The 25328-nt window shown below is 73.9% G+C and carries 21 protein-coding genes and 1 rRNA gene; 9 read left to right on the top strand and 13 right to left on the bottom strand.

Annotated features, from left to right (window positions below; genetic code table 11):
* Positions 1-2 precede the first annotated feature (2 nt).
* From pruA to ACGF13_RS29630, 4 genes are all read right to left on the bottom strand, one after another.
* Positions 3-1628, bottom strand: coding sequence for an L-glutamate gamma-semialdehyde dehydrogenase (pruA, locus tag ACGF13_RS29645; protein ID WP_392881349.1), 1626 nt, complete (start codon positions 1626-1628; stop codon positions 3-5).
* A 139-nt stretch (positions 1629-1767) separates the two neighbouring features.
* Positions 1768-2424, bottom strand: a complete 657-nt coding sequence (locus ACGF13_RS29640) for an HAD family hydrolase (protein WP_392880872.1) — start codon at positions 2422-2424, stop codon at positions 1768-1770.
* Between the two features lie 47 nt (positions 2425-2471).
* Positions 2472-2981 (bottom strand): DUF6912 family protein, encoded by a 510-nt coding sequence (locus ACGF13_RS29635; RefSeq protein ID WP_392880869.1) that lies wholly within the window; start codon positions 2979-2981, stop codon positions 2472-2474.
* 91 nt (positions 2982-3072) lie between these two features.
* Positions 3073-4260, bottom strand: coding sequence for a patatin-like phospholipase family protein (locus ACGF13_RS29630; RefSeq protein WP_392880866.1), 1188 nt, complete (start codon positions 4258-4260; stop codon positions 3073-3075).
* 335 nt (positions 4261-4595) lie between these two features.
* On the opposite strand from ACGF13_RS29630, the gene ACGF13_RS29625 reads away from it, so the two are divergent.
* Positions 4596-5090, top strand: a complete 495-nt coding sequence (locus ACGF13_RS29625) for an Rv3235 family protein (protein WP_392880863.1) — start codon at positions 4596-4598, stop codon at positions 5088-5090.
* 101 nt (positions 5091-5191) lie between these two features.
* On the opposite strand, the gene secA is transcribed toward ACGF13_RS29625, so the two are convergent.
* Positions 5192-7954, bottom strand: coding sequence for a preprotein translocase subunit SecA (gene secA / locus ACGF13_RS29620; RefSeq protein WP_392880860.1), 2763 nt, complete (start codon positions 7952-7954; stop codon positions 5192-5194).
* A 257-nt stretch (positions 7955-8211) separates the two neighbouring features.
* Between secA and ACGF13_RS29615 the strand changes: the two genes are divergently transcribed.
* Positions 8212-8769: a GNAT family N-acetyltransferase gene (locus ACGF13_RS29615; protein ID WP_392880857.1), complete on the top strand. Its 558-nt coding sequence runs from the start codon at positions 8212-8214 to the stop codon at positions 8767-8769.
* 76 nt (positions 8770-8845) lie between these two features.
* Positions 8846-10051 (top strand): winged helix-turn-helix domain-containing protein, encoded by a 1206-nt coding sequence (locus tag ACGF13_RS29610; protein WP_392880854.1) that lies wholly within the window; start codon positions 8846-8848, stop codon positions 10049-10051.
* Positions 10052-10084: 33 nt separating this feature from the next.
* Here the strand turns inward: ACGF13_RS29610 and ACGF13_RS29605 are convergent, their stop codons facing one another.
* Together ACGF13_RS29605 and hpf are read right to left on the bottom strand one after the other, a co-directional pair.
* The gene (locus tag ACGF13_RS29605) at positions 10085-10837 is read right to left on the bottom strand and encodes a response regulator (protein ID WP_392880851.1); all 753 of its coding nucleotides are present in this window, start codon (positions 10835-10837) and stop codon (positions 10085-10087) included.
* Positions 10838-11062: 225 nt separating this feature from the next.
* On the bottom strand, positions 11063-11758 hold the full coding sequence (gene hpf / locus ACGF13_RS29600) for a ribosome hibernation-promoting factor, HPF/YfiA family (RefSeq protein ID WP_392880848.1): 696 nt from the start codon (positions 11756-11758) through the stop codon (positions 11063-11065).
* Positions 11759-12128: 370 nt separating this feature from the next.
* Between hpf and ACGF13_RS29595 the strand changes: the two genes are divergently transcribed.
* Positions 12129-12857 (top strand): ComF family protein, encoded by a 729-nt coding sequence (locus tag ACGF13_RS29595; RefSeq protein ID WP_392880845.1) that lies wholly within the window; start codon positions 12129-12131, stop codon positions 12855-12857.
* Positions 12858-12950: 93 nt separating this feature from the next.
* Here the strand turns inward: ACGF13_RS29595 and ACGF13_RS29590 are convergent, their stop codons facing one another.
* The 3 genes from ACGF13_RS29590 to mtrA form a co-directional block, all read right to left on the bottom strand.
* Entirely contained in the window at positions 12951-14840 is a 1890-nt protein-coding gene (locus ACGF13_RS29590; protein WP_392880842.1) for an LpqB family beta-propeller domain-containing protein, read from the bottom strand.
* Complete coding sequence (mtrB, locus tag ACGF13_RS29585; protein ID WP_392880838.1) at positions 14815-16797, bottom strand: MtrAB system histidine kinase MtrB; 1983 nt, start codon at positions 16795-16797, stop codon at positions 14815-14817. Before mtrB ends, ACGF13_RS29590 begins: the two co-directional genes overlap by 26 nt.
* A gap of 124 nt (positions 16798-16921) precedes the next feature.
* Positions 16922-17599, bottom strand: a complete 678-nt coding sequence (gene mtrA, locus ACGF13_RS29580; protein ID WP_030247322.1) for an MtrAB system response regulator MtrA — start codon at positions 17597-17599, stop codon at positions 16922-16924.
* A gap of 298 nt (positions 17600-17897) precedes the next feature.
* Between mtrA and ACGF13_RS29575 the strand changes: the two genes are divergently transcribed.
* The 5 genes from ACGF13_RS29575 (at position 17898) to ACGF13_RS29555 (ending at position 23448) form a co-directional block, all read left to right on the top strand.
* On the top strand, positions 17898-19079 hold the full coding sequence (locus tag ACGF13_RS29575; RefSeq protein WP_392880835.1) for a glycerophosphoryl diester phosphodiesterase membrane domain-containing protein: 1182 nt from the start codon (positions 17898-17900) through the stop codon (positions 19077-19079).
* 5 nt (positions 19080-19084) lie between these two features.
* Positions 19085-19798 carry a DUF4129 domain-containing protein gene (locus ACGF13_RS29570; RefSeq protein ID WP_392880833.1) on the top strand — a complete coding sequence of 238 codons (714 nt, stop codon included), beginning with the start codon at positions 19085-19087 and terminating at the stop codon, positions 19796-19798.
* Positions 19795-21021, top strand: coding sequence for a DUF4350 domain-containing protein (locus ACGF13_RS29565; RefSeq protein WP_392880830.1), 1227 nt, complete (start codon positions 19795-19797; stop codon positions 21019-21021). The genes ACGF13_RS29570 and ACGF13_RS29565 overlap by 4 nt, the downstream gene beginning before the upstream one ends.
* Positions 21018-22028 carry an AAA family ATPase gene (locus ACGF13_RS29560; protein WP_392880827.1) on the top strand — a complete coding sequence of 337 codons (1011 nt, stop codon included), beginning with the start codon at positions 21018-21020 and terminating at the stop codon, positions 22026-22028. Before ACGF13_RS29565 ends, ACGF13_RS29560 begins: the two co-directional genes overlap by 4 nt.
* Before the next feature lie 109 nt (positions 22029-22137).
* Positions 22138-23448, top strand: coding sequence for a DUF58 domain-containing protein (locus tag ACGF13_RS29555; RefSeq protein ID WP_392880824.1), 1311 nt, complete (start codon positions 22138-22140; stop codon positions 23446-23448).
* A 36-nt stretch (positions 23449-23484) separates the two neighbouring features.
* Here the strand turns inward: ACGF13_RS29555 and ACGF13_RS29550 are convergent, their stop codons facing one another.
* From ACGF13_RS29550 to rrf, 3 genes are all read right to left on the bottom strand, one after another.
* The gene (locus ACGF13_RS29550; protein WP_392881346.1) at positions 23485-24642 is read right to left on the bottom strand and encodes an RNA polymerase sigma factor; all 1158 of its coding nucleotides are present in this window, start codon (positions 24640-24642) and stop codon (positions 23485-23487) included.
* Positions 24643-24650: 8 nt separating this feature from the next.
* Positions 24651-25058 (bottom strand): YciI family protein, encoded by a 408-nt coding sequence (locus ACGF13_RS29545; RefSeq protein WP_392880821.1) that lies wholly within the window; start codon positions 25056-25058, stop codon positions 24651-24653.
* A 183-nt stretch (positions 25059-25241) separates the two neighbouring features.
* Positions 25242-25328, bottom strand: a 5S ribosomal RNA gene (gene rrf, locus ACGF13_RS29540); the annotation flags it as partial.

Below are 25328 nucleotides of genomic sequence, written 5' to 3'. Positions count from 1 at the left end.
TCTCAGCCCATGTGGGGGTGGCCGTGGTGGGTCGGAGGGACGAAGGTCTCCTTGATCGACCTCGCCGAGGTCCAGCGCAGCAGGTTCTGCGCGGCGCCCGCCTTGTCGTTGGTGCCGGAGGCCCGGCCGCCGCCGAAGGGCTGCTGGCCGACGACGGCCCCGGTGGGCTTGTCGTTGATGTAGAAGTTCCCCGCGGTGAAGCGCAGCTCCTCGACGGCCTGGGCGATGGCGTAACGATCCTGCGCGATCACCGAGCCGGTCAGCCCGTACGGGGCGCCGGCGTCGACCCGGCGGAGCACGTCGTCCCAGCGGGAGTCCTCGTAGACGTGGACGGCGAGGATCGGGCCGAAGTACTCGGTCCGGAAGATCTCGCCGCGGTGGTCGGAGGAGACCAGCACGGTCGGCCGGACGAACCAGCCGATCGCGTCGTCGTACTGCCCGCCGGCCGCCAGTTCGATCGTCGGATCGGCCTTCGCCCGGTCGATGGCGTCCCGGTTCTTCTCGAAGGCGCGGCGGTCGATCAGGGCGCCCATGAAGTTGGACAGGTCGGTCACGTCGCCCACCGCGAGCGCGTCCACCTCCGCCAGGAAGTCGTCCTTGATCCTCTGCCAGAGGCTGCGCGGCAGGTAGGCGCGGGAGAGCGCCGAGCACTTCTGGCCCTGGTACTCGAAGGCGCCGCGGATCAGCGCGGTCCTGAGGATCTCCGGGTCGGCCGAGCGGTGGGCCAGCAGGAAGTCCTTGCCGCCGGTCTCGCCGACGATCCTCGGGTACGCGCGGTAGCCGCCGATGTTGGCGCCGATGGTCTGCCACAGCGACCGGAAGGTGGCCGTGGAACCGGTGAAGTGCAGTCCGGCGAACGCCGGGTCGGCCAGCGCGACCGGGGAGACCTGGAGGCCGTCGCCGGTCACCATGTTGATCACCCCGGGCGGCAGCCCGGCCGCCTCCAGCAGCCGCATCAGGTGGTACGCGGCCAGGGTCTGGGTCGGCGCGGGCTTCCAGACCACGGTGTTGCCCAGCAGCGCGGGGGCGGTGGGCAGGTTGCCGGCGATCGCGGTGAAGTTGAACGGGGTGATCGCGTAGACGAAACCTTCCAGCGGGCGGTGGTCGGTGCGGTTCCACACGCCGGGCGAGGAGATCGGCTGGTCGGCCAGGATCTGCCGGGCGAAGTGGACGTTGAACCGCCAGAAGTCGATCAGCTCGCAGGCGGAGTCGATCTCGGCCTGCTGCGCGGTCTTGGACTGGCCGAGCATGGTGGCCGCGTTGAGCGTCTCCCGCCAGGGGCCGGCCAGCAGGTCGGCGGCGCGCAGGAAGACCGCCGCGCGGTCGTCGAAGGAGAGCGAGCGCCACTGCCGCCCGGCGGCCAGTGCCGCGTCCACCGCCGCCCGGGCGTCCTCCCGGGTGGCGTTGCCGAGCACGCCCAGCTTGGCGGCGTGGTGGTGCGGCTGGACGACGTCGATCCGCTCGCCGCCGCCGAAGCGCTGCTCGCCGCCGATGGTCATCGGCAGCGGGACCTGCTCGGCGGCCAGCTCGTCCAGCCGTCGCACCAGCCGGTCCCGCTCCGGGCTGCCGGGCGCGTACGCCCGCACCGGCTCGTTGACCGGGACCGGCACCTCGGTGACTGCGTCGATGGGCATGGCGGCTCCGTCCTGGCGGCTGGTCGGGTGTGACACCAGCCTGACCAGCCGGGGCCCGATCCGCCCGCTCAGACACGCGGACGGAGGACGTGGCGCCCGCCACGTCCTCCGTCCCCGGGCAGGCCCCGCGCGCTCAGCCGCTGATCCGGCCGGCCAGCTCCACCGCCTCGGCCAGGCTGTCCACCACCGGGACGCCGACCGGCTCCAGCTTCTCCCGAGTGTGCGAACCGCCGGTGTAGAGCACCGCGCGGGCGCCCGCGGCCAGCGCCGCCAGGGCGTCGTCCGCGGCGTCGCCGATCAGCACCGTACGGGCCGGGTCCACCCGCTCGCCGAGCGCGGCCAGGTGCCTGGTCAGGTGCTCCGCCTTCTGGCCGCCGGACGGGCCGCTGCGGCCGTCCACCCGCAGGAACCCGCCGGTCAGGCCGAAGGTGTCGACCAGCGGCACCAGCTTCTCGTGCTCGTACATCGACAGCAGCGACTGGCTGTTCCCCGCGTCCCGCCAGCCGTCCAGCAGCTCGCGCGCGCCCTCGGTCAGCCCGCAGGCCCGGCTGAGCTCCCGGTAGCGGTCGTGGAACGCGTCGTCGAGCCGCAGCCACTCCTCCGTGGAGGGCATCCGGCCGAGCAGGCGCTCGTAGAAGCGGGGGATCGGGATCTCGTACTGCTCGCGGTACTCCTGGAGGCTCATCGGCCCGACGCCGATGGTCGCGAACGCGGCGTTGCTCGCCCCGAGCACGGCCTCCATGTCGTGGAAGAGCGTGCCGTTCCAGTCCCAAACGATGTGAGTGCGCACGGGGTGAAACGGTAACCCGGACGGGCGACACGCCGACAGGGCGGAACTCACGCGAGCAGGGCGGGGATCTCCTGGGTCGCGTACCAGAGCAGGTCGTGGTCCTCGGCACCGTCCACGGTGAACTGGGCGTCCTGGTCGCCCGCGTCGGCCGCGGCCACCGCCGCCACCGCCGCGGCGACATCCGTGACCACCTCGTCGTCGGCCACGTCGGCGTGCACCGCGGCCGCCTTGGCCAGCCGCACCGGGCCGGCCAGCACCACCCGGCCGAGCGAGGCCTGGTCCTGGTACTCGTCACCCGGGAAGGGCCGCACCGACGCGTCGGCCACGTCCAGCGCCACCACGACCCGGCGGCACGGGGCCTGCGGGTCGGCGGCCAGCAGCCGCAGCGAGGACTGCGCGGCCCGGTTGAGCGCCGCGTACTCCAGCTCCTCCAGGTCGTCGCTGACGTACCACTCGCGCAGCGCGGGCGTCACGGCGTACGCGGCGGACTGCTCCAGGGCGCCGCCCTCGTGCGCCGCCGCCAGGCCGGTCAGGGTGGTGGGCACGTACACGCGCATCGGTGGCACTCTCCGGTTCGTCCAGCGGGGTTCGTCCAGCGGCACAGATTCTCCAGCGCCCCAAGAATAAGCGCCGCGGGGACGCCCGTGATCACCTCCGGTCCGGGGGCGGACGCTCACCGCTGTCGTGGAGCGCCTCCCGGCTGGTGCGCAGGGCACTCTCCAGGACGGCGCCGCGGCGGGCCGGGTCCATCATGTTCGGGCCCATCACCGCGAGGTCCGCCAGGGTCGGCGCGAGCAGCCGCACCCGGACGCCCTCGGCCCGCAGCAGCGCGGCCTCGCGCAGCAGCTGGCGGGTCACGGCGTGGCGGTAGCGGCTCACCAGCTGGGCGAGCACGCCGCGCGGGCGGTCCCGGGCGCGCCACTCGCGCAGGGCGGCCAGGGTGTCGCGGCCGGGCCCGCCCGGCCTCTCGCCCTGCTCCTCCTCCTCTTGCGCCCGCTCCTGCTCCTGCTCCTGCCGGGCGGCCCGCCCCGCCCCGCGGTCCAGCCGCAGGGCCATCGGGGCGAGCACGTACACCTCGTCCAGCCCCCGGCCGAGCATCAGGTCGGCGTTGGTAGCGGACCAGCAACCGCCGTCCACGTACGCCGAGCCGTCCAGCCGCACCGGCGCGAACCAGCCGGGGATCGCGCAGGAGGCCATCACGGCGTCGGGCATCGGGACGGCCGGGGCGCCCGGGTCGCCGAAGACCACCCGGCGGCCGCTGCGGTAGTCCACGGCCACCGCCCGCAGTGGCGATCCCCCGCCGCCGGGCTCCGGTGGCCCGTCCCCGTCGGGCGGCCCGTCGGGGACGAGCAGGCCGCGCACAAGCTCGCCGACCGGCGCCAGCGAGCCGCGGCCGTGCGGCGCGATCGCCGAGACCATGGTCAGCAGCGGGTACTCGCGCGGGTGCCGGACGGCGTCGCGCAGCAGGCCGGGCGAGCCGATCCCGGCCCGGGGGCGGGGCGGCAGCGCGCCGCCGACGGCGGAGTCGTAGTCGAAGGCCACCCCGGCCAGCGGGCCCTCGGTGATCGGCAGGCCGCGCTGGTGGTCGCGCAGCTGCTCGGGGCGGACGCCGCCGGCCAGCATCGCGGCGAGGACCGCGCCCGCCGAGGTACCGAGCAGGACGTCGGCCCCGTCGGACCGCCGTCCGGTGGCCTCCTCGACGGCGCACAGTGCGCCGACCGCCCAGGCCGCGCCGAGCATCCCGCCGCCGCCCAGCACCAGGCCGTACCGGGGAGCCCCCGCGGCGGGCGGGGCGGTGCCCGCGGCCGCCGGGGCCGGCGTCACCCGTGTCGTCATACCGGCCGCCCCTCGTCGTGGGAGCCCGGCCGTCCGCTCCCGGTCAGGCTCCGATGGTGCGCGCCGGGCCGGTACGGCGCAATGCGGCGGCCGGGCGCCGCCACCCGGTCCGCCCAACCGGAGCGTCCCCTTTAGGACCGTACGGCCCGTCCCCGCACGTCAACCGGGCGCCCGCGGACGGCCCGTCCGCCCCGTCGCCGCACTGGCCGCCTCACCCGGATAGGTGAATTCGAAAGCCCGCCCCCACCGGCCCGGAAACCCGTTGCCGCCGCACGCGGGCCGCCCCCAGCCTGATCCCGTCCGTACCCGCACCACCCAGTCCAGGAGCCGCCCCCGTGACCGTCCGCTGCACCGCCCAGCCCACCGCCCGCCTCGGCTCCGACCTCGACGCCCGGATCACCGCCCACCCGCACCGCCGACCGCGCGGCGCCACCGGCTGCGACCCGGCCGGCCGCCGACCGCGCCACCCGCGCTCCGCCTGCACCGGCGCGCCCGCGCCCGGGCCCGACCCCGGCGCGCTGGCCGCCCGCTTCGCCCACCGGCTGGTCGAGGTGCTCACCGGCGCCCGGCCCTCCGGCCAGCTGGTGCGGCACACCAGCCTGGCCGGCTACGGGCAGCTCGCCTCACTGGTCCGGGCCGGCGCCCTGCGCCGCGGCGGCCCCGCCGACCGCCCCCGGCTCGGGCCGGTGCACGACCGCTCGCCCTCACCGGACGCGGTCGAGGCCTGCGTGCGGGTCGACCTCGGCCGGCGGCACCACATGGTGGCCTTCCGGCTGGAGCAGCGCGGCCCGGCCGGGCAGTGGCAGTGCACCGCCGTGGAGGCCCGGTGAGCACCCCGTCGCACCCCTGGCGGTACGGAACGGCGCAGGGCGCCGTCCCGGTCCGGGAACGGCGCCCTGCGTGGCGTCCTGACTGGTGTCCGGCGGCCGGCTCAGCCCTTACGGCGGCGGCCCTTGGCCGACTTGGCGGCCTTGCGGCGCTCGGCGCGGGTCAGCCCGTCACCCTCGTCCTCCGGCGCGAGGTCCTCGAAGTCGCCCTCGATGACACCGCCGCCGACCTCGTCCGAGGGGGCCGTGTAGTGCAGCCGCTGCGGCTTCGGGGCCTCCAGGCCCTTGGCCTTGATCTCCGGGCGGGCGGCGTCCTTCTCCAGCTTGTCGAGCACCACCTGGGCGTCCTCGACCGGGACCTCCTCGACCTGCTGCTCGACCTGGACCTCCAGGTTGAACAGGTAGCCGACGGACTCCTCCTTGATGCCCTCCATCATCGCGGTGAACATGTCGAAGCCCTCGCGCTGGTACTCGACCAGCGGGTCGCGCTGCGCCATGGCCCGCAGGCCGATGCCCTCCTGGAGGTAGTCCATCTCGTAGAGGTGCTCGCGCCAGCGGCGGTCCAGCACCGACAGCACGACCCGGCGCTCCAGCTCGCGCATGATCTCCTCGCCCAGCTGGTCCTCGCGGGCGCCGTACTGCGCCTGGATGTCCTCCTGGATGGACTTGATCAGGAGCTCGGGGCTCAGCCCGGCCCGGCCGCCGGCCTCGTCCTCCAGCTCGTCCAGGTCCAGGGTGACCGGGTAGAGCTGCTTGAGCGCAGTCCAGAGCTTGTCCAGGTCCCAGTCGTCCTCGTAGCCCTCGCCGGTGGCCGCGCGGACGTACGCCTCGACGGTGTCGTCCATGAAGTGGCCGACCTGCTCCTGGAGGTCCTCGCCCTCCAGCACCCGGCGGCGCTCGCCGTAGATGACCTCGCGCTGGCGGTTGAGCACCTCGTCGTACTTGAGGACGTTCTTGCGGATCTCGAAGTTCTGCTGCTCGACCTGGGTCTGCGCGGAGGCGATGGCGCGGGTGACCATCTTGGACTCGATCGGCACGTCCTCGGGCACGTTCGCCATCGAGAGCACGCGCTCGACCATGCCGGCCTTGAACAGGCGCATCAGGTCGTCGCCCAGCGACAGGTAGAAGCGGGACTCGCCCGGGTCACCCTGACGGCCGGAGCGGCCGCGCAGCTGGTTGTCGATCCGGCGGGACTCGTGCCGCTCGGTGCCGAGGACGTAGAGGCCGCCGGCCTCCTTGACCTCGTCCTGCTCGGCCTTCACCGAGGCCTTGGCCTTCTCCAGCGCGGCCGGGAAGGCGGCCTCGTACTCGTCCGGGGTGTCCGTCGGGGTCAGCCCGCGCTGCGCCAGCTCGGCGGCGGCCAGGTGGTCGGAGTTGCCGCCCAGCATGATGTCGGTGCCGCGACCGGCCATGTTGGTGGCAACGGTGACGGCGCCCTTGCGGCCGGCCTGCGCGACGATCTGCGCCTCGCGCTCGTGGTGCTTGGCGTTCAGCACCTCGTGCGGGATGCCGCGCTTGCGCAGCTCCTGCGACAGGTACTCGGACTTCTCGACCGACACGGTGCCGACCAGCACCGGCTGGCCCTTCTCGTGCTTCTCGGCGATGTCCTCGACCACGGCGGCGAACTTGGCCGGCTCCGACTTGTAGATCAGGTCGGGCTGGTCGATGCGCAGCGGCGTCTTGTTGGTCGGGATCGGCACCACGCCGAGCTTGTAGATCTGGTGGAACTCGGCGGCCTCGGTGGTGCCGGTACCGGTCATGCCCGCGAGCTTGTCGTACAGGCGGAAGAAGTTCTGCAGGGTGATGGTGGCCAGGGTCTGGTTCTCGTTCTGGACCTCCACCCCCTCCTTGGCCTCGATCGCCTGGTGCATGCCCTCGTTGTAGCGGCGCCCGGCCAGGATGCGGCCGGTGTGCTCGTCGACGATCATGACCTCGCCGTTCATCACGACGTAGTCCTTGTCCCGCTTGTACAGCTCCTTCGCCTTGATGGCGTTGTTCAGGAAGCCGACCAGCGGGGTGTTCACCGACTCGTAGAGGTTGTCGATGCCCAGGTAGTCCTCGACCCGGGTGACGCCCTCCTCGAGGATGCCGACGGTGCGCTTCTTCTCGTCGACCTCGTAGTCGCGCTCGATCTTCAGACGCATCACCAGCTTGGCGAAGTCGGCGTACCACTTCGTCGCCTGGTCCGCCGGGCCGGAGATGATCAGCGGGGTGCGGGCCTCGTCGATCAGGATCGAGTCGACCTCGTCGACGACCGCGAAGTTGTGGCCGCGCTGGACGAGCTCGTCCTGCGACCAGGCCATGTTGTCGCGCAGGTAGTCGAAGCCGAACTCGTTGTTGGTGCCGTACGTGATGTCCATCCCGTACTGGCGCTTGCGCTCGACGGGCGTCATGCTGCCCAGGATCACGCCGACTTCGAGGCCCAGGAAGCGGTGCACCCGGCCCATCCACTCCGAGTCGCGCTCGGCGAGGTAGTCGTTGACGGTGATCAGGTGGACGCCCTTGCCGGTCAGCGCGTTCAGGTACGCGGGCAGGGTGCCGACGAGGGTCTTGCCCTCACCGGTGCGCATCTCGGCGACGTACCCGTAGTGCAGGGCGGCGCCGCCCATCAGCTGGACGTCGTAGTGGCGCTGGCCGAGCACGCGCTTGGCGGCCTCACGGACGGTGGCGAACGCCTCGGGGAGGATGTCGTCCAGGCTCTCGCCGTCCGCGAGCCGCTGCCTGTACTCGTCGGTCAGTGCGCGCAGCTCGGCGTCGGTGAGGTTGACGAAGTCCTCTTCGATGGAGTTGACCTGGGCGGCAATCCGCTGCAGCTTGCGAAGGATCTTGCCCTCGCCGGCGCGCAGGATCTTGTCGAAGACGGACACGTGAGCGGGCTCCTTGCCTGTATTGGCACTGGACGACTGCACGGCGGGTCCACCCCACCGCACGGGCCATCGTATGCGAGGAGTCCAACCCCCCGGGAGGTGCGTCAGCACGGTATTCCCGTGTCACCCGCGCGAGCACATGGCCAGATAGCACCGTCCACCGGGACAAATCGGTCGGCGGGTCGGAGAGTTGGCCCCCTGCGGGACCGGCCGGATATTCGGATGCCCGCTTTCCGGCACCGGCGAATAATCCGTTCATGGAAGAAACCAGTACCGAAGCTGTCACCCTCACCACCGAGCGGCTCGTCCTGCGGGCCCCGCGGGAATCGGACATCGACGCGGTCTTCGCCGCCTGCCAGGATCCCGAGATCCAGCGCTGGACGGTCGTCCCCTCGCCGTACCGGCGCGAGGACGCGGAGTTCTTCGTGCGCGATCTCGCGATCGACGGCTGGCGCACCGGAGCGAACCGGATCTGGTGTGTGTTCGAGCGCGAGTCCGGCGCTCTGGTCGGCTCCCAGGGCCTCGTCCTGCGCCCCCAGGACCCGGGCTGCGCCGAGATCGGCTGGTGGGCCGTGAAGGAGTTCCGCGGGCGCGGCTACACCACCGAGGCCGCCCGCGCCGTCTCCCGCTTCGGCCTGCGGGAGCTCGGCCTGCGCCGTCTGGAGTGGCAGGCCTACGTCGGCAACGAGGGCTCCCGTGCGGTCGCCGGGAAGGCCGGCTACCGCTTCGAGGGCACCCTGCGCTCGTACGCGGAGCAGCGCGGCGTCTTCCACGACGCCTGGATCGCCTCCCTGCTGTCCTCCGACCTGGACTGAGCCCGCGGCCCACGGCCCCCGCCCCTCGGCCCGATCCGGGCCCGCGCTGTCGGTGCCCCGGGCTACGCTCGCCGGCATGACCGCCGCCCCCCGCCCCGCCCCCGTCACCGTGCTCAGCGCGGACGACGCCCGCCGGATCGCGCTGCGCGCCCAGGGCCTGCTGGGCGCGCCCGACCGCCGCGGCGGGGTGCGCGGAGTGCTGCGGCACCTGGGCGCCGTCCAGCTGGACACCATCTCGGTGCTGGCCCGCTCGCACGAGCTGGTGCCGTACGCCCGGCTCGGCGCGGTCGGCCGCCCGGCCGTCGAGGCGGCGTACTGGGGCGGCGGCACGACCTTCGAGTACTGGTCGCACGCGGCCTGCATCCTGCCGGTCGAGGAGTGGCCGCTGTTCGCCTTCCGGCGCCGCCGCTACCGCGACCGCGGCCACCTCTGGGGCGGCCGGGTCGAGCCCGGGACGTACCGCGCCGTGCTCGACAAGCTGCGGGCCGAGGGGCCGTTGACCTCCACCGAGCTGGGCGGCGCCAAGAAGACGGCCGAGTGGTGGGACTGGTCCGACACCAAGATCGCGGTCGAGCGGGCGCTGGCCTTCGGCGAGGTGGTCTGCACCGAGCGCCGGAGCTGGAAGCGGGTCTACGCACTGGCCGAACAGGCCGTCCCGGACGCCCTGTTCGGGCAGGACCGGTCGGACGAGGAGTGTGTGCGCACCCTGGCCGCCCAGGCCGGCGCGGCCCTCGGCGTGGCCACCCGGGCCGATCTGCTGGACTACCACCGACTGCGCGCCGAGCAGTTGGACCCGGTGCTCGCCGACTGCGGGCTCGTCCCGGTCGAGGTGGCCGGCTGGGGCCCGGACGGCGCCCCGGCCCCGGCCTGGGCCGACCCGGCCGCCCTCGCCACCGCCCCGCGCGGGCGCCACCGCACCACGCTGCTCTCGCCGTTCGACTCGCTGGTCTGGGACCGCCCCCGCACCGAGCGGATCTTCGGCATGACGCACCGGCTGGAGGCCTACACGCCCAAGCACAAGCGGGTGCACGGCTACTTCGCGATGCCGCTGCTGACCGGCGGCCGGTTGGTCGGCCGGGTCGACCCTGCCCGCGAGGGCCGCACCCTGGTCGCCCGGCAGGTCTCGCTGGACGGCCGCGGGAGCGGCGCCCGGCACCTCGATGCGCTCGCGACGGCACTGCGCGAGGCGGCCTCCTGGGTCGGCTGCGACGAGGTGCGGGTCGGGGCGCTGCACGACGAGCGGCTGCGCCCCGCCCTGGAGAAACTGCTGGCGGACCGCTAGGACCGCCGGCAGCACCCCCAAGTCCCGCCCGGCTCACCCTATTTCGAGGATCTTCTCCCGCATCGCGTACACCACGGCCTCCATCCGGGAGTGCAGCTGGAGCTTCTCCAGGATGTTGCGGACGTGGTTCTTCACGGTGTTCTCGCTGATGAACAGCTCCTTGGCGATCTCCCGGTTGTTCATGCCGGTGGCCACCAGCTTGAGCACCTCCAGCTCCCGGTCGGTGAGCCGGGGCGCGGGCACCAGGTCCCGGTCGTCGGAGCGGCGCTGGATCATCGACTTGAACTCGGTGAGCAGCTTGGAGGCCATCGAGGGGCTGATCTGCGACTGCCCGTCGGCGACCGCGCGGATCGCGGTGGCGACCTCGTCGGTGGAGATCTCCTTGAGCAGGTAGCCGGTGGCCCCGGCCTTGATCGCCTCGTAGAGGTCGGCCTCCTCGTCGCTTATCGTCAACATGATGATCTTGGTGCTGGGCGCCACGTCCTTGATCGCCGTACAGGCCTCGATCCCGCTGCGGCGCGGCATCCGGACGTCCATGAGGATGATGTCGGGCAGCAGGTCGGCGGCCTTCAGCACGGCCTCCGCGCCGTCCCCCGCCTCGCCGACGACCTTGATGTCCGGCTCCTCCGCGAGGACGATCTCCAGCCCCCGGCGGAACAGCGCGTGGTCGTCCACCACCAACACACGGATCGGCTCACCCCGGTGCGGCTCGTACGCGGGCTCGTCCTCCGCCCCCGACGGCAGCCCTGGCCCGACCCCGGGCCCCAGCCCGAAGTGATCCCCCATCCGCTCCTCCCCCTTCGCGGGTCGTCGTGCGCCAATCATTCCACGCTCCGACACCGCCACGGTCACCCTCCGATGCCGATTCCCCCGCATCGGGTGACCCCTGCGCCCGGGACGCGGCCCCGTTCGCGACGCCCCTCCCCGGACGCCGAACCGCCGCGCCCCCGAACGCCGGTGACCCCGGCGGCCACGGCCGCCGGGGTCACCCCTCCATCGCTCCTCGGACGGTCAGTCCTCCTCGTCGGACCCGCCGATCGCCCCGCCCGCCCCGCCGCCCGGCCCGGCCGCGAGGTCGGTCTGCAGGTGGATGACGCCGTAGTGGTAACCGTGCCGGCGGTAGACCACGCTCGGCAGGCCGCTGTCCTTCTCCACGAAGAGGTAGAAGTCGTGGCCGACCAGCTCCATCTCGTAGAGCGCCTGGTCCAGCGCCATGGGGGCGGCCGGGTGCGTCTTCTCCCGGACCACCAGCGGGCCTTCGCCCTCCACTTCCAGGGATCCCATCATGGTCTTGCGGACGGCGCCGTTCGTCGCGCCCTCCGGCGCCGTCGTGTCCGGCAGCGCGGCCAGGGCCGCGGTCGCCGCGGCGACGCTGATCGGGGTGCGGCCGTTCGCGCCGCCCTTGTGCACCCGACGCCGGTCCGCGGACTTGCGCAGCTGCGCGTCGAGCTTCGCCGAGGCCAGGTCGAGCGCCGCGTACGGGTCAGCGGCGGCGGCTTCGGCCCGGATGACGGGGCCGCGGCTGCGGAGAGTGATCTCCACCCGATCGGAGCGGTCGGCCTGCCGCGGATTGTGCTCCTTGGACACCTCGACGTCGAGGCTGATGGCCTTGGCGTCGAACTTCTGGACCTTCTCCAGCTTCTCGGCCACGTGCTCGCGGAACCTCTTGGGCACCTCGGTCTTGCGGCCCTTGACGACGATGTCCACGCAGAACTCCGATCCCTCGTGCTGACGCCGATCCGGGTGCTACCGGACCGGACTGAGACCCAGCTGGACCAGCCCATCCACTGCCGGCCCCCCGCCCCCCGCCGCCAGCGGCGGGAAACGACTGGCCCTCACCTCACTTCCTCCCCACCAGGGACGGTTGAAACCCCCTGGGCCTTATCGAACACCTCACACGGGTTTTTCGCCTCCTCAGCCGATAAGGAGGGTATGACCCGATAATGCGGTCGGGCGGTCAAGCTGGTGCACCCTGTCTACCCTCTGGCGGATGAAGTATGGGTAAATACCTCGACAACGCCCCCCATACGGCGCATTGTGTGCTGACTCTCCGTGTCTGCCGCCGCCAGGAGCAGCCGTGCCGCCGTCCCCCACCCCCACCCGTCCGCCGTCCGCCCAAGGGCCGTTCGGCCACGCGCTGGCCGGGCTGCTGGACGTCCTGCTGCCCGCGGACTGCGCCGGCTGCGGCAGCGAACGCACCCAGCTCTGCCCGGCCTGCCGGCGCGCGCTGGCCACCGCCCGGCCCGCCCCCACCCTGCTGCCCTGGACGCACGCGGCCGCGCCGTACACCGACCCGGTCCGCCAGTTGCTGCTCGCCCACAAGGAGCGCGGCGCGCTACGGCTGGCCGGGCCGCTGGGCGAGGCCCTCGGCCGGGCGGTGCGCTCCGCCCTGGGCACTCGGGCCGGGGCGGCTCCGCTGCTGCTGGTCCCGATGCCCTCCGCGCGCTCGGCCGTCCGCGCCCGCGGACACGATCCGACGCTGCGGCTGGCCGGGGCGGCCGCCCGCTCGCTGCGCCGGTCCGGCCTGGACGTCCGGGCCGCCCCGCTGCTGCGGCACGCCCGGCCGGTGGCCGACCAGACCGGGCTGAACGCGGCCGAACGGCGCCGTAACCTGCACGGCGCGCTCACCGTGCTGCCGCGCGCCCGGACCGGGCCGACGGGCCTGGCCGGCCGTCACCCGGTGCTGGTGGACGACCTGGTGACCACCGGTGCCAGCCTCGCCGAGGCCGCCCGGGCACTGGCCGACGCCGGGCTGCCGGCCCGGGCCGGCGCCACGGTCGCGGCCACCGTGCACCCGGCGGGCTGACCACCGCCGCGGCCGAGGCCTGCCCGGGCGAGCCGACGGCCCCTCCCGGACGCGCCGTCAGCAGGGCGGCGCGCCATCAGCCCGCGCGCGCCGTCAGCCCGCGTAGAGGAAGGACCGGGGCTTGTCGATCAGCGAGGCTTCCCGCCACTGGTGGTTGACCAGGCGGAAGGCCTTGAGCTCGCTCGGCTTCCCGTCCGTCTGCTTGACCTCGCCCATCGCGAGCACCGGCGGCGTCTGGGTCAGGCTGTCCGCCCGGGACTCCGAGGCCGCGACGGTCTGCATGGTCTCGGCGCTCTGCAGCTGGGTGTCCGTGCTCTGCGAGCCGTCGGTGCTGATGTAGTACAGCTGCTGGGTCCGGTCGGCCTCCTTGCCGAGCACCACCAGCTGGTCGGCCTCCGCCCAGGACACCGAGGCGACGTCGGTGAGCGTCGGGGCGGCCTGGCGCAGCCCGGTGATCTTCACGGTGGGCGCCTGCGGGGTGCCGCCGTGCACCACGAGTCCGAACCGCAGCGAGCGGCTGGTCACCCCGGGGGTCTTGAGCACCAGGGCGACCCGGACACCGTCCGAGGCGATCTTCATCCCCTGCACGGTCTGCCCGGTCAGCAGCCCCTCGACCGGCACGGTGTACGACTTGGCACCGCGCACCATCACCACCCGGGGACCCTGCTTGTTGCGGTCCACCACCCAGAGGTCGCCGCGGCCGTCCCAGCTGGGCGAGGCGAAGCCGTCCTCCTTGTCGCCGCCCTTGGCCGGCGAGGTGAGCACCGGCTCGCCCATGGCCACCGTGCTGTCCGACAGCGGCAGCGAGTAGACCTGGTGGCCGTCCTCGCTGATCGCCGCGGCCTGGGTGCCGCTGCGGCTGACCGCGAAGGCGCCGAGTGGCGGCTTGGTGTTCGACTGCGGCTTGCCGAGGATGCCGCGGACCGGGTCTCCGGGGCGTCCCTCGTCGGTCGCCACCAGGGCGCCGTCGGCACGCTGGTAGTACTGCGTCGCGGACGACGGCCCGACCAGGGCACCGGGGCCGACGAGCGGCTCCTCGCCGCGGCGGACGGTGCAGGACCCGCGCTGCCCCTTCAGCTCCAGCTTGTCGAGGCCCTTGCCCTGGTCGGCGAGGGTGTAGAAGAGCTGGTTCGCCATCCGCCGGCAGGCCGTCGTCTCGCCGAGGTCGGTGGAGCCGAGCTGCACGTGGGCGGTCTTGCTGTCGTCGATGGTCACCCGCTCGACCCGGACACCGCTCGGGAACGCCGTCCGGACCGACGCCTGCGAGAGCCATGTCGAGGGCCCGTCGGCCACCGCCTGGGCCGCCGAGGTCAGCGGGTCCGTCCGGCGCCGCAGGTAGATCGGGTCGGCGACCAGCACCTCCTGGCCGGCGTTCCCGGAGGCCGCCGCCGACGAATCGGGCATGGTGTAGAAGAACCGCTCGACCTGCCGGAAGCTGTTCCGGAAGTTGGTCTCGTTCATGATCACGCCGGGCGGCAACTTGTCGATCCGCCACTCGCCGTCCTTCCGGACGAAGGTGAAGGGCGACGAGACGTTGTTCTGCCCGGTGACCAGGTCGAACGAGTGCTTCTCGTCGACGCTGGCGACCAGTTGTCCGGTCACCGACACCGAGACCGTGTCCGCGTCGGTGACGTCCGGGACGTCCGGGATGGTCGTGGACGAGAGCACCCGGAGCTCCGCCTCCGGCTTCCACTCCGCGGCGGCGCTCTCGGTGAGGTACTTGCGCGCGGTGTCGTACCCCTCGTCGGCGGTCACCGCGTCCAGGAACCCGGTCAGCAGCTCGCGCGGCTTGGCGCCCTTCCCGGGCGCCACCGGGTAGACCCGGGCCTGGAGGTTCTTGTCCGCCGAGCCCTGGGACAGCTCCACCTTGGTGATGCCGCCGGAATCCGGCATCGCCGCGCAGCCGCTCGCCACCAGGGCGCCGAGCAGCCCGCCGACCGCAGCGAGGAGCCGCGGCTCAGTCCTGTTGCTCGTCCTTCGCACGCTGCGACCCCTCCGCGTCCGTCGTCCCGCCCGTCACGTCCGGCTCCGCCGTCCGCTGCGCCACCGACGGCCGTCCGGCCGTCGGGTCCACCATGACCTGGGCGCCGGTGGCCCCGTACCCGGCGGCCGTCCGCACGTCCGAGGGGTCCGCGCGCGGTCCCTCGGGCATCCGGCGCCGGCCCAGCCCGGGGCCGATGTTCAGCACCCCGCCGAGCCCGCTGCCGAGGCTGCTGCCCGCGCTCTCCGGCGTCTCCGCCTGCTCGTCGACGACGGCCGACGCCGTGGCACCGGACGGGCTGATCGCCCGCCGGTACGGCGTGCCCTGCGCGCCCAGCCCCCGGTTGTTGCGGGAGTCCTCCGGCTCCAGCCGGAACGGCGCCCGGGTGATCTCGCCGCCGCGGGTGCGCGGCAGGGTGAGCCGGAAGTGCGAGCCGCCACCGGGCTCGCCCCAGGCCTGGAGCCAGCCGCCGTGCAGGTGGGCGTCCTCGACGGCGATCGACAGGCCGAGGCCGGTGCCGCCGGTGGTCCGCACCCGGGACGGGTCGGCCCGCCAGAAGCGGTGGAACACCCGGGACGCCTCGCCCGGCTTGAGGCCGATGCCGTAGTCGCGCACGCCGACCGCGACCGCGCCGTCCGCCGAGCCCAGCCGGACCACCACGTCGCGGCCCTCGCCGTGCTCCAGCGCGTTGACCACCAGGTTGCGCAGGATCCGCTCGATCCGGCGGGAGTCCACCTCGGCCAGCACCGGCTCGCCGTCGCCGCGGATCACCACGGCGCTGCCCTTGGCCTGCGCCAGCGGGTCGGCGGCCTCGACCACCCGGGCGACGATCTCGCGCAGGTCGACCGGCTCGGCGTCCAGGATCGCGGCGCCCGCGTCGAAGCGGCTGATCTCCAGCAGGTCGGCGAGCAGCGACTCGAAGCGGTCCAGCTGGCCCTGCAGCAGCTCCGCCGAGCGGGCCGCCATCGGGTCCAGGTCCTCGCGGCTGTCGTAGATGAGGTCCGCGGCCATCCGGACCGTGGTCAGCGGGGTGCGCAGCTCGTGCGAGACGTCCGAGACGAACCGCCGCTGCACCCGGGACAGCTCCTCCAGCTGGCGGATCTGCGCCTGGAGGGCGTTGGCCATCCGGTTGAAGGACTCCCCGAGGCGGGCGATGTCGTCCGTCCCGGTGACCTTCATCCGCTCTTCCAGGTGCCCGTCGGCGAGCCGCTCAGAGATCCCGGCGGCCATCCGGACCGGGGTGACCACCTGGCGCACCACGACCCAGGCGATGCCGCCCATCAGGATCACCACGAACACCCCGGCGGTGGCCAGGGTGCCGGTGACCAGGTTGAGGGTGTCGGTCTCCTGGCCGAAGGAGAACACGTAGAACATCTGGTACGGCGTCCCGGCCGGGCCGTCGAACTGCATGCCGAGGGCCAGCCCGGGCTCGGACTTGACGTCGCTCCCGGGTGATCGGTAGATCCGGGTCGGCTGGTCGAACATCTGGTTGGGCTCGGCGAGCAGCTTGGCCCGCAGGGAGTCCGGGATGCTGCTGGGCTGGATGTCGCCCGAGTAGCGCGGCGCGAAGCCCGCGGTGTCGGGGACGACGGCACCGGTGCCGGGGGCCATCGCGATCACCGAGTAGACCGTCTGCCCGCTCCCGGCCAGGTCGTTGACCTGCCGCAGCAGCCAGGTGCCGACCTCGCCGACCGTCGGGTCGGCGGTGCCCCGCAGCTTCTGGTCGTTGGCCTCGTCGATCTTCTTCTGCTCGACCTGGAAGCCGATCCGGGCCTGCGCGCGGGCGGCGTCCGTCTTGGTGCCGAGCAGGCCGTTGCGCACCTGCGCCACCACGACCACGCCCAGCACCACGACGACCGCGATGGACGCCAGCAGGGACACCGCGACCACGCGCAGCTGGATCGACCGGCGGTACAGCGCGGCCACCCGGTGCGTGGGGCGGCGCAGCTGACGCTTCACCAGTGCGGCCACCGCGGAAGGGCCCCGTCGGCGGCGGGTGGTCGAACTCAGAACGTCGCCGCGCACGGCCCCGGCCCCGTCGGTCGCGGAACCCGACGGGGTGTCGTCTGCCCGGTCCGTCACGTCAGCTGGGTCCGGCCTTGTAGCCGACGCCACGGACGGTCACCACGATCTCGGGGCGCTCCGGGTCCTTCTCGATCTTGGACCGCAGTCGCTGCACATGGACGTTGACCAGGCGGGTGTCCGCCGCGTGGCGGTAGCCCCAGACCTGCTCCAGCAGCACCTCGCGGGTGAACACCTGCCAGGGCTTGCGGGCCAGCGCGACCAGCAGGTCGAACTCCAGCGGGGTCAGCGGGATGCCCCGGCCGTCCCGCTTCACCGAGTGGCCGGCCACGTCGATCACCAGGTCGCCGATGGTCAGCTGCTCGGGCGTGGGCTCCTCGGCGCGGCGCAGCCGGGCGCGCACCCGGGCCACCAGCTCCTTGGGCTTGAACGGCTTGGTGACGTAGTCGTCAGCGCCCGACTCCAGGCCCACCACGACGTCGACCGTGTCGGTCTTCGCGGTCAGCATCACGATCGGGATGCCGGACTCCGCCCGGATCTGTCGGCACACGTCGATGCCGTCCCGGCCTGGCAGCATCAGGTCGAGCAGGACGAGGTCGGGCTTGGTCTCCCGGAACGCTGCTAGCGCCCTGTCCCCATCCGCGACGAAAAACGGCTCAAAACCCTCACCACGCAGCACGATGCCGAGCATCTCGGCCAGTGCGGAGTCGTCATCAACGACGAGGACGCGTCCCTTCATGCGTCCATCTTCTCATTACCGGATTGTGACCTGCCGCACAGCAGTGCCAATGCTCCAGAACGGCCAACTCCCCCACCGGTGCATTCCGGCCATACCGGGCGAATGTGCCCGCCGGGACGGCCCGCGGCCCCTCGCCGACCCCGCCTCGGCCCCCCACCCGGCACGGCACGGAGGACCGTTGCCGATCAGCAACCGGATCGCCATGGGGCCGAATTCCGGCCCCATGGCACGATGGGCGCTGCGCGCGGGCGGAAGATCCGTTCGCAGTCGCGCCCGTGACGCCCTCCGAGGAGCAGTGATGACCGACACCCCGGGCTGGGCCTCGCCCAGCTCGTCCGAGCCGCCCCGCGACGACGCCCGGCCCCCGGCCGACGCGCCCGCCGCCGTGCCCGGGCCGTCGGCACCACCGCAGGCCACCCCCGGCTGGACCGGCCCGACCGGCGCCCCCGGACCGCAGTGGGGGCAGCAGTGGGGGCAGCAGCCTCCCGGCGGCCACCGCCCGTACGGCTGGGGCGCCCCGGCCGGCCCCAAGCCCGGCGTCATCCCGCTGCGCCCGCTGAGCTTCGGCGAGCTGCTGGACGGTGCCGTCACCACCGTGCGCCGGCACTGGCGCACCGCGCTCGCGCTCTCGCTCGGCCTCGCCGTGGTCGCCCAGGCCGGCAACGTCCTGGTCAACCTGCTGGTCAAGGGCAAGACCGGCGAGGCCACCCAGAGCCTGCGACTGCTGGCAGGCCTGCCGCTGGAACTGCTGCTCAACGTGATCGCCACCGCGCTGCTCACCATCGTGGTCAGCCGCGCCGTCCTCGGCCGGTCGGTGACCGCCGGGGAGGCCTGGCGCGACGCCCGTCCCCGGCTGCTGCAGCTGCTCGGGCTGACCCTGCTGACCGCGCTGATCGGCCCCGGCGTGACGCTGCTCGGCTTCACCCCGCTGCTCGGCTACCTCGCCGCCGGCCAGGACACCCCCGCGATCGTCGGCCTGCTCACCCTGGTCGGCCTGCTGACCGTGCCGGTCGCCGTCTGGCTCTACATGCGCTTCAGCCTCGCCGCCCCCGCCCTGATGCTGGAGAAGCAGGGCGTGCTGACGGCGATGTCACGCTCGTGGCGCCTGGTCCGCGGCGCCTGGTGGCGGGTCCTCGGCATCAACCTGCTGGGCCACGTGCTGGCGCTCGTCGTCGCGATGGTCGTCGTGGTCCCGTTCCAGTTCCTCGGCCTGGCGCTGGGCTTCGAGAGCCTCAACGACCAGGGCCTGCCCGACAGCGCCGACCGCGGCATCGCCATGGTGCTGCTGCTCGCGGTCGCCGGGATCATCGCCGGCACCTTCACCACCCCGTTCATCGCCGCCGTCGGCGTGCTGGTCTACATCGACCAGCGGATCCGCCGCGAGGCCCTGGACATCGAGCTCGCCCGCGCGGCCGGCCTGCCCGAGCACGACGGCACCGGCCGGGGCGGACCGGGCGACCCGAGCCTGGCGAGGCGCTGAGCCGGATGCCTGACTGGGGGGAAGGGCTCCTCGCCGCGGGCGGCGCACCGGTCACCGTGCCACGGGACCCGGCGCGCGAGGCCGCCCGCGACGAGCTGCTCGACGCGGAGTACCACAAGCACGACCCGTCCGTCCTGAAACGGATCACGGACTGGGTCTACGACCACATCGCCAGGGCGCTCGACAGCATCTCCGGCGGCGGCGCCACCGGCACCACCGGACTGATCCTCTTCCTGATCGTCGCGGTGCTGATCGGCGCCGCGCTCTGGTGGCGCCTCGGCGCGCCCCGCCGCGCCGCCCGCACCGTCCAGGACGTGTACGGCGCCGACGGCCCGCGCAGCGCCGACCAGTACCGGGCCGACGCCGCCGCACACGCCGCCGCCGGACGCTGGACCCAGGCCGTCCGCGAGCAGATGCGCGCCCTGGTGCGCGGCCTGGAGGAGCGCACCCTGCTCGACACCCGCCCCGGCCGCACCGCCGACGAGGCCGCCGTCGAGGCCGGCCGGGCACTGCCCGAGCACGCCGCCGCGCTGGCCGCGGCCGCCCGGACCTTCGACGACATCGCGTACGGCGAGCGCACCGCCGACCAGGACGCGTACCGGCTGCTGCACGAACTCGACCGGACGCTGGAGCGCACCCGCCCGGTCCTCACCCCCGACGCCGCTGGCGCTCCCGCGTCGACCCCGGCCCCGGCCTCGACCCCGGGAGGAGCGGCATGACCGGCACCGTCCCCGCCCCCGAAGCCACGGTCCCCGGAACACCCGCCGGCGCCCCGACCAGCCTCTCCCCCACCGCGCGCGGCCTGTGGCGCCGCTCCCGCTGGTACCTGGCCGTCCTCGCCGCCCTGCTGATCGGCGCCGCCGCCGTGTCCAGCCTCGGCGAGGACCGCCGCTACCCGCCGCTGGACCCGCGCTCGTACGACCGCGACGGCACCCACGCCGCCCTCGCCCTGCTCGAACGCCAGGGCCTCAAGGCCGAGTTCACCACCGACCCGACCACCGCCCCGGCCGGCCAGGACACCCTCGTCCTGCCCGAGCCCGACCTGCTCAGCCCCGCCCAGCTGCGCGCCGTCGCCGCCGCCCGGCACCGGCGGCTGGTGCTGGTCGCCCCCGGCCCGGCCGCGCTCACCACGCTCGCCCCCGGCATCCGGCTGTCCGACGACGCGGGCGGACCGCCGTACGCCGCCGTCCGCTCCACCCCCGCGGAGTGCTCGCTCACCGAGGCCGTCCGGGCCGGCAGCGCCCAGCAGGGCGGCATGCTCTACACCAGCGGCAGCCGCGGCGAAGGCTGCTACCCGCGCGGCCACGGCTACCCGCTGGTCAGCCTCCCGGCCGCCGACGGCGACCGCGACGTCATCGTGCTCGGCAGCGGCAGCTTCCTGCACAACAGCGAACTGGCCAAGGACGGCGACGCCTCCCTCGCGCTCGGCCTGCTCGGCTCGCAGCCCCGCCTCACCTGGCACCTGCCCGACTACTCCGCCCCCGTCCCCGACGGCGCCCGCACCAGGACCTTCGAGGACTACCTGCCGAGCGGCTGGGGCTGGGCCACCCGCCAGCTCGCCGTCGCCGCCGTGCTCGCCGCCCTCTGGCGCGGCCGCCGGCTCGGCCCGGTGGTCAGTGAGAACCTGCCCGTGGTGGTCCGCGCCGCCGAGACCACCGAGGGCCGCGCCCGCCTGTACCGCCGGGCCAAGGCCCGCGGCCGCGCCGCCGAGGCTCTGCGCTGCGCCACCGCCCACCGCCTCGCCCCCGCCCTGGGCGTCCCGCTCCGGGCCGGCGCACCCGACCCCGACGCGCTCTGCGTCGCCGTGGCCGACCGGCTGCCCGACCGGCCCGCCGGGGACGTCCGGGCCCTGCTGTACGGCCCGCCCCCGACCGACGACGCCGCGCTGCTGCGGCTCGCCGACGACCTCGACGCCCTCGAAAGGCAGGTACGGAACCCGTGACCGACCAGGCAACCGCCCAGCTGCGCTCCGTCCCCGGCACGGCACCCGCCACCCCCGCCACCGACCCGCGCGCCGCGCTGACCGCCCTGCGCGCCGAGATCGGCAAGGCCGTGGTCGGCCAGGACGCCGCCGTCACCGGCCTGGTCGTCGCCCTGCTCTGCGGCGGCCACGTGCTGCTGGAGGGCGTCCCCGGCGTCGCCAAGACGCTGCTGGTGCGCACCCTGTCCACCGCGCTCAGCCTGGAGACCAAGCGCATCCAGTTCACCCCCGACCTGATGCCCGGCGACGTCACCGGCTCGCTCGTCTACGACGCCCGCACCGCCGAGTTCTCCTTCCAGCCCGGCCCGGTCTTCACCAACCTGCTGCTCGCGGACGAGATCAACCGCACCCCGCCGAAGACCCAGGCCGCCCTGCTGGAGGCCATGGAGGAACACCAGGTCACCGTGGACGGCGTACCGCGCGCGCTGCCCGTCCCGTTCCTGGTCGCCGCGACCCAGAACCCGGTCGAGTACGAGGGCACCTACCCGCTGCCCGAGGCCCAGCTGGACCGCTTCCTGCTCAAGCTGATCCTGCCGCTGCCCGACCGCGACCAGGAGTTCCAGGTGCTCTCCCGGCACGCCGCCGGCTTCGACCCGCGCGACCTCGGCGCGGCCGGCGTCCGCCCGGTCGCCGGGCCCGAACACCTCGCCGCGGCCCGCGAGCAGATCGCCCGGCTGACCGTCTCCCCCGAGATCCTCGCCTACATCGTCGACCTCTGCCGGGCCACCCGGCAGTCCCCGTCGCTGTCCATCGGCGTCTCCCCGCGCGGCGCCACCGCCCTGCTCGCCGCCTCCCGCGCCTGGGCCTGGCTGGCCGGCCGCGACTACGTCACCCCGGACGACGTCAAGGCGCTCGCCCTGCCCACCCTGCGGCACCGGGTCGCGCTGCGCGCCGAGGCCGAGATGGAGGGCGTCACCGCCGACTCCGTCATCCAGGCCGTCCTCGCCCAGACCCCCGCGCCGCGCTGACCCCGGCGTACCCCGCCGCACCGCACCACCGCCCCCGTTCCGGCCCTCCGGCCGACGGACTTTCGACTCACCGGTCCCAGACCCACGGGCTTCCGAAGGAGCGCACCGCATGGCCCTCACCGGGCGAACCGCCCTGCTCGCCGCACTCGGCGCGCTCGTCGTGGGCCTGCTGCTGCCGTCCTGGACCGGGATCGGCCTGGTCACCGGGGCGGTGCTGATCGCCGTCGTGGTCGACCTGGTGCTCGCCGCCCCCGTCCGCGGCCTGCGGTTCGGGCGGGGCGGCGACACCACCGTCCGGCTCGGCGAGCCCGCCACCGTCGAACTGACCGTCACCAACCCCTCCGGGCGGCTGCTCCGGGGCCTGGTGCGCGACGCCTGGGCCCCGTCGGCCTGGCGCCCCGGCACCGCCGAGACCGCCTCCCGGCACACCCTGGCCCTCCCCGGCGGCGAACGGCGCCGGATCACCACCGTGCTCGCCCCCACCCGCCGCGGCGACCACCACGCCCACCGGGTGACGGTCCGCTCGCTCGGCCCGCTCGGCCTGGCCGGCCGCCAGGGCTCGCACCTCGTCCCCTGGACGGTCCGCGCCCTGCCCCCGTTCGCCAGCCGCAAGCACCTGCCCTCCCGGCTCGCCCGGCTGCGCGAACTCGACGGCCGCACCTCGGTGCTGACCCGCGGCCAGGGCACCGAGTTCGACTCCCTGCGCGAGTACCTGCCCGGCGACGACGTCCGCTCCATCGACTGGCGGGCCAGCGCCCGCCGCAACACTGTCGCCGTCCGCACCTGGCGCCCCGAACGCGACCGGCACATCCTCGTCGTCCTCGACACCGGCCGCACCTCCGCCGGCCGGGTCGGCGACGCACCCCGCCTGGACGCCGCCCTCGACGCCGCCCTGCTGCTCACCGCCCTCGCCACCCGGGCCGGCGACCGGGTCGACCTGCTCGCCCACGACTCCCGCAAGCGCGTCGCGGTCGCCGGCAGCTCGGCCCACGAGGTGCTGCCCGCGTTCACCAACGCGATGGCCGGCCTGGAACCCGCGCTCCACGAGACCGACATGCGCTCACTGGTCGCCACCGCACTCAAGATGGCGCCGCACCGTTCGCTCATCGTGCTGCTCACCGGCCTCGACGCGGCCCCCGTCGAGGACGGCCTGCGCCCGCTGCTGCCGATGCTCACCAAGCGCCACGAGGTCGTCCTCGCCTCCGTCGCCGACCCCCAGCTGGACGTCCTCACCGCCGGGCGGGGCACCCTGGAGGCGGTGTACGGCGCGGCGGCCGCCGAGCAGACCCGCGCCGACCGCCGGGCCACCGCCGAGCGCCTCACCCGCCACGGCGTCACCGTGCTGGACGCCCCGCCGGCCCGGATCGCCCCAGCCCTGGCCGACACCTACCTCGCGCTGAAGGCCGCCGGCCGGCTCTGAGGGCCGCCGGTCAGCCTGAGGGCCCCGACAAACCCATCAGTCCGTCCGACGTTCCTTCAGGCCCGTGTTCAGCCGGGCGGCCTGACGGGTCAGATGGTCACGCTCGGCGAGCGTGGGGGCCTTGTGCGCCGCCACCGCGTACAACCGGGCCGCCATCGCCAGGTCCCCGTCGCACTCGTGGAGGTACGCCGCCACCGCCGCGTACCTCGGCAGCGCCTCGTCCAGCTCCGCGAGCTCCCTCAGCCCGGCACGCGGCCCGTCCGCCTCACCGACCGCCACCACACGGTTGAGCCGCACCACCGGACTCCCGGTCAGCCGGACGAGCTCGTCGTACCACTCGACGATCTGCACCCAGTCCGTCTCCTCGGCGGTCGGTGCGTCGGCGTGCAGCGCCGCGATGGCCGCCTGGGCCTGGAACTCGCCCAGCCGGTCCCGGGCCAGCGCCGCCTGGAGGATCCCGATGCCCTCGGTGATCAGCCCGGTGTCCCACCGGCCGCGATCCTGCGCGGCCAGCGGCACCAGCGCACCGTCCGACGCCGTCCGGCCGGCCCGTCGGGCGTGGTGCAGCAGCATCAGGGCCAGCAGTCCGGCCACCTCGGGGTGGTCGATCACCGCCGCGAGCTGCCGGGTGAGCCGGATGGCCTCGGCCGCGAGGTCGACGTCCCCGGAGTAGCCCTCGTTGAAGACCAGATAGAGGACCCGGAGCACGGTGGCGACGTCTCCCGGCTGATCGAACCGGACCCCGGAGACGGTGCGCTTCGCGCGGCTGATCCGCTGCGCCATGGTCGCCTCGGGCACCAGGTAGGCCCGGGCGATCTGGCGGGTGGTCAGCCCTCCCACGGCCCGCAGGGTCAGCGCCACCGCCGAGGAGGGCGTCAACGACTGGTGGGCGCACAGGAAGTAGAGCTGCAGCGTGTCGTCCACGGCGGCCGTGGGCCCGGGCTCCGGCTCCCGGTCCACCAGGTCCTCCCGGCGCCGGCGGGCGGCGTCCGACCGGGTCGCGTCCAGGAACTTGCGCCAGGCCACGGTGACCAGCCAGCCCTTGGAATCGCGCGGCTGCTCGGCGGGCCAGAGCCGCACCGCCTCGACCAGCGCCTCCTGCACGGCGTCCTCGGCCGCCGCGAAGTCTGCTCCGCGGCGGACGAGGACGCCGATGACGCTCGGGGTGAGGCTCCTCAGCAGGGCCTCGTCCATCGGAGCGGTCACTCCGTGATGGTCGGCGGCATGGCCAGGAACGGCCGCAGTTCCAGCCACTCGTGGATCGGCTTGCCGCCGGCCCCGGGGGCGGCCGACAGCTCCCCGGCCAGCTCGACGGCGCGCTCGTAGCTGTCCACGTCGATCACCATCCAGCCGGCGATGAGGTCCTTGGTCTCGGCGAACGGACCGTCGGTGACCGGCGGCCGCCCCTCACCGTCGTACCGGACCCACGTCCCCTCCGGCGCGAGCGCCTGACCGTCGACGAACTCGCCGGTCTTCTCCAGCCGGTCAGCGAAGTGCTGCATGTACGTGATGTGCGCCGTGACCTCCTCCGGCGTCCACTGGTCCATCGGCACGCAGTTCACCGCGTCCGGGGCACCCCGGTAGTGCTTCAGCAGCAGGTACTTGGCCATCGTCTTCTCCTCGGTCCTCGGAGCCGGTGCGCCCCATTGTGGGCTGCTCGCACCCCGGGGACGGTGCCAGGCACGGGTTCTCGACATGGCCGGCCAAGATCTTTTCGACCCTCTGCCGCCGGTTGGGTCCGGAAATGCGAAAAGCCCCTGATCCGAATGGATCAGGGGCTTTTCGGAAGAATTGTTCGGCGGCGTCCTACTCTCCCACAGGGTCCCCCCTGCAGTACCATCGGCGCTGTGAGGCTTAGCTTCCGGGTTCGGAATGTAACC

Origin of the sequence: Kitasatospora sp. NPDC048286 (assembly GCF_043201735.1) — a bacterium.
Classification (GTDB): Bacteria; Actinomycetota; Actinomycetes; order Streptomycetales; family Streptomycetaceae; genus Kitasatospora.
Note: the sequence above shows the minus strand (reverse complement) of the source record. Positions and strands in the feature narration are given on the sequence as shown.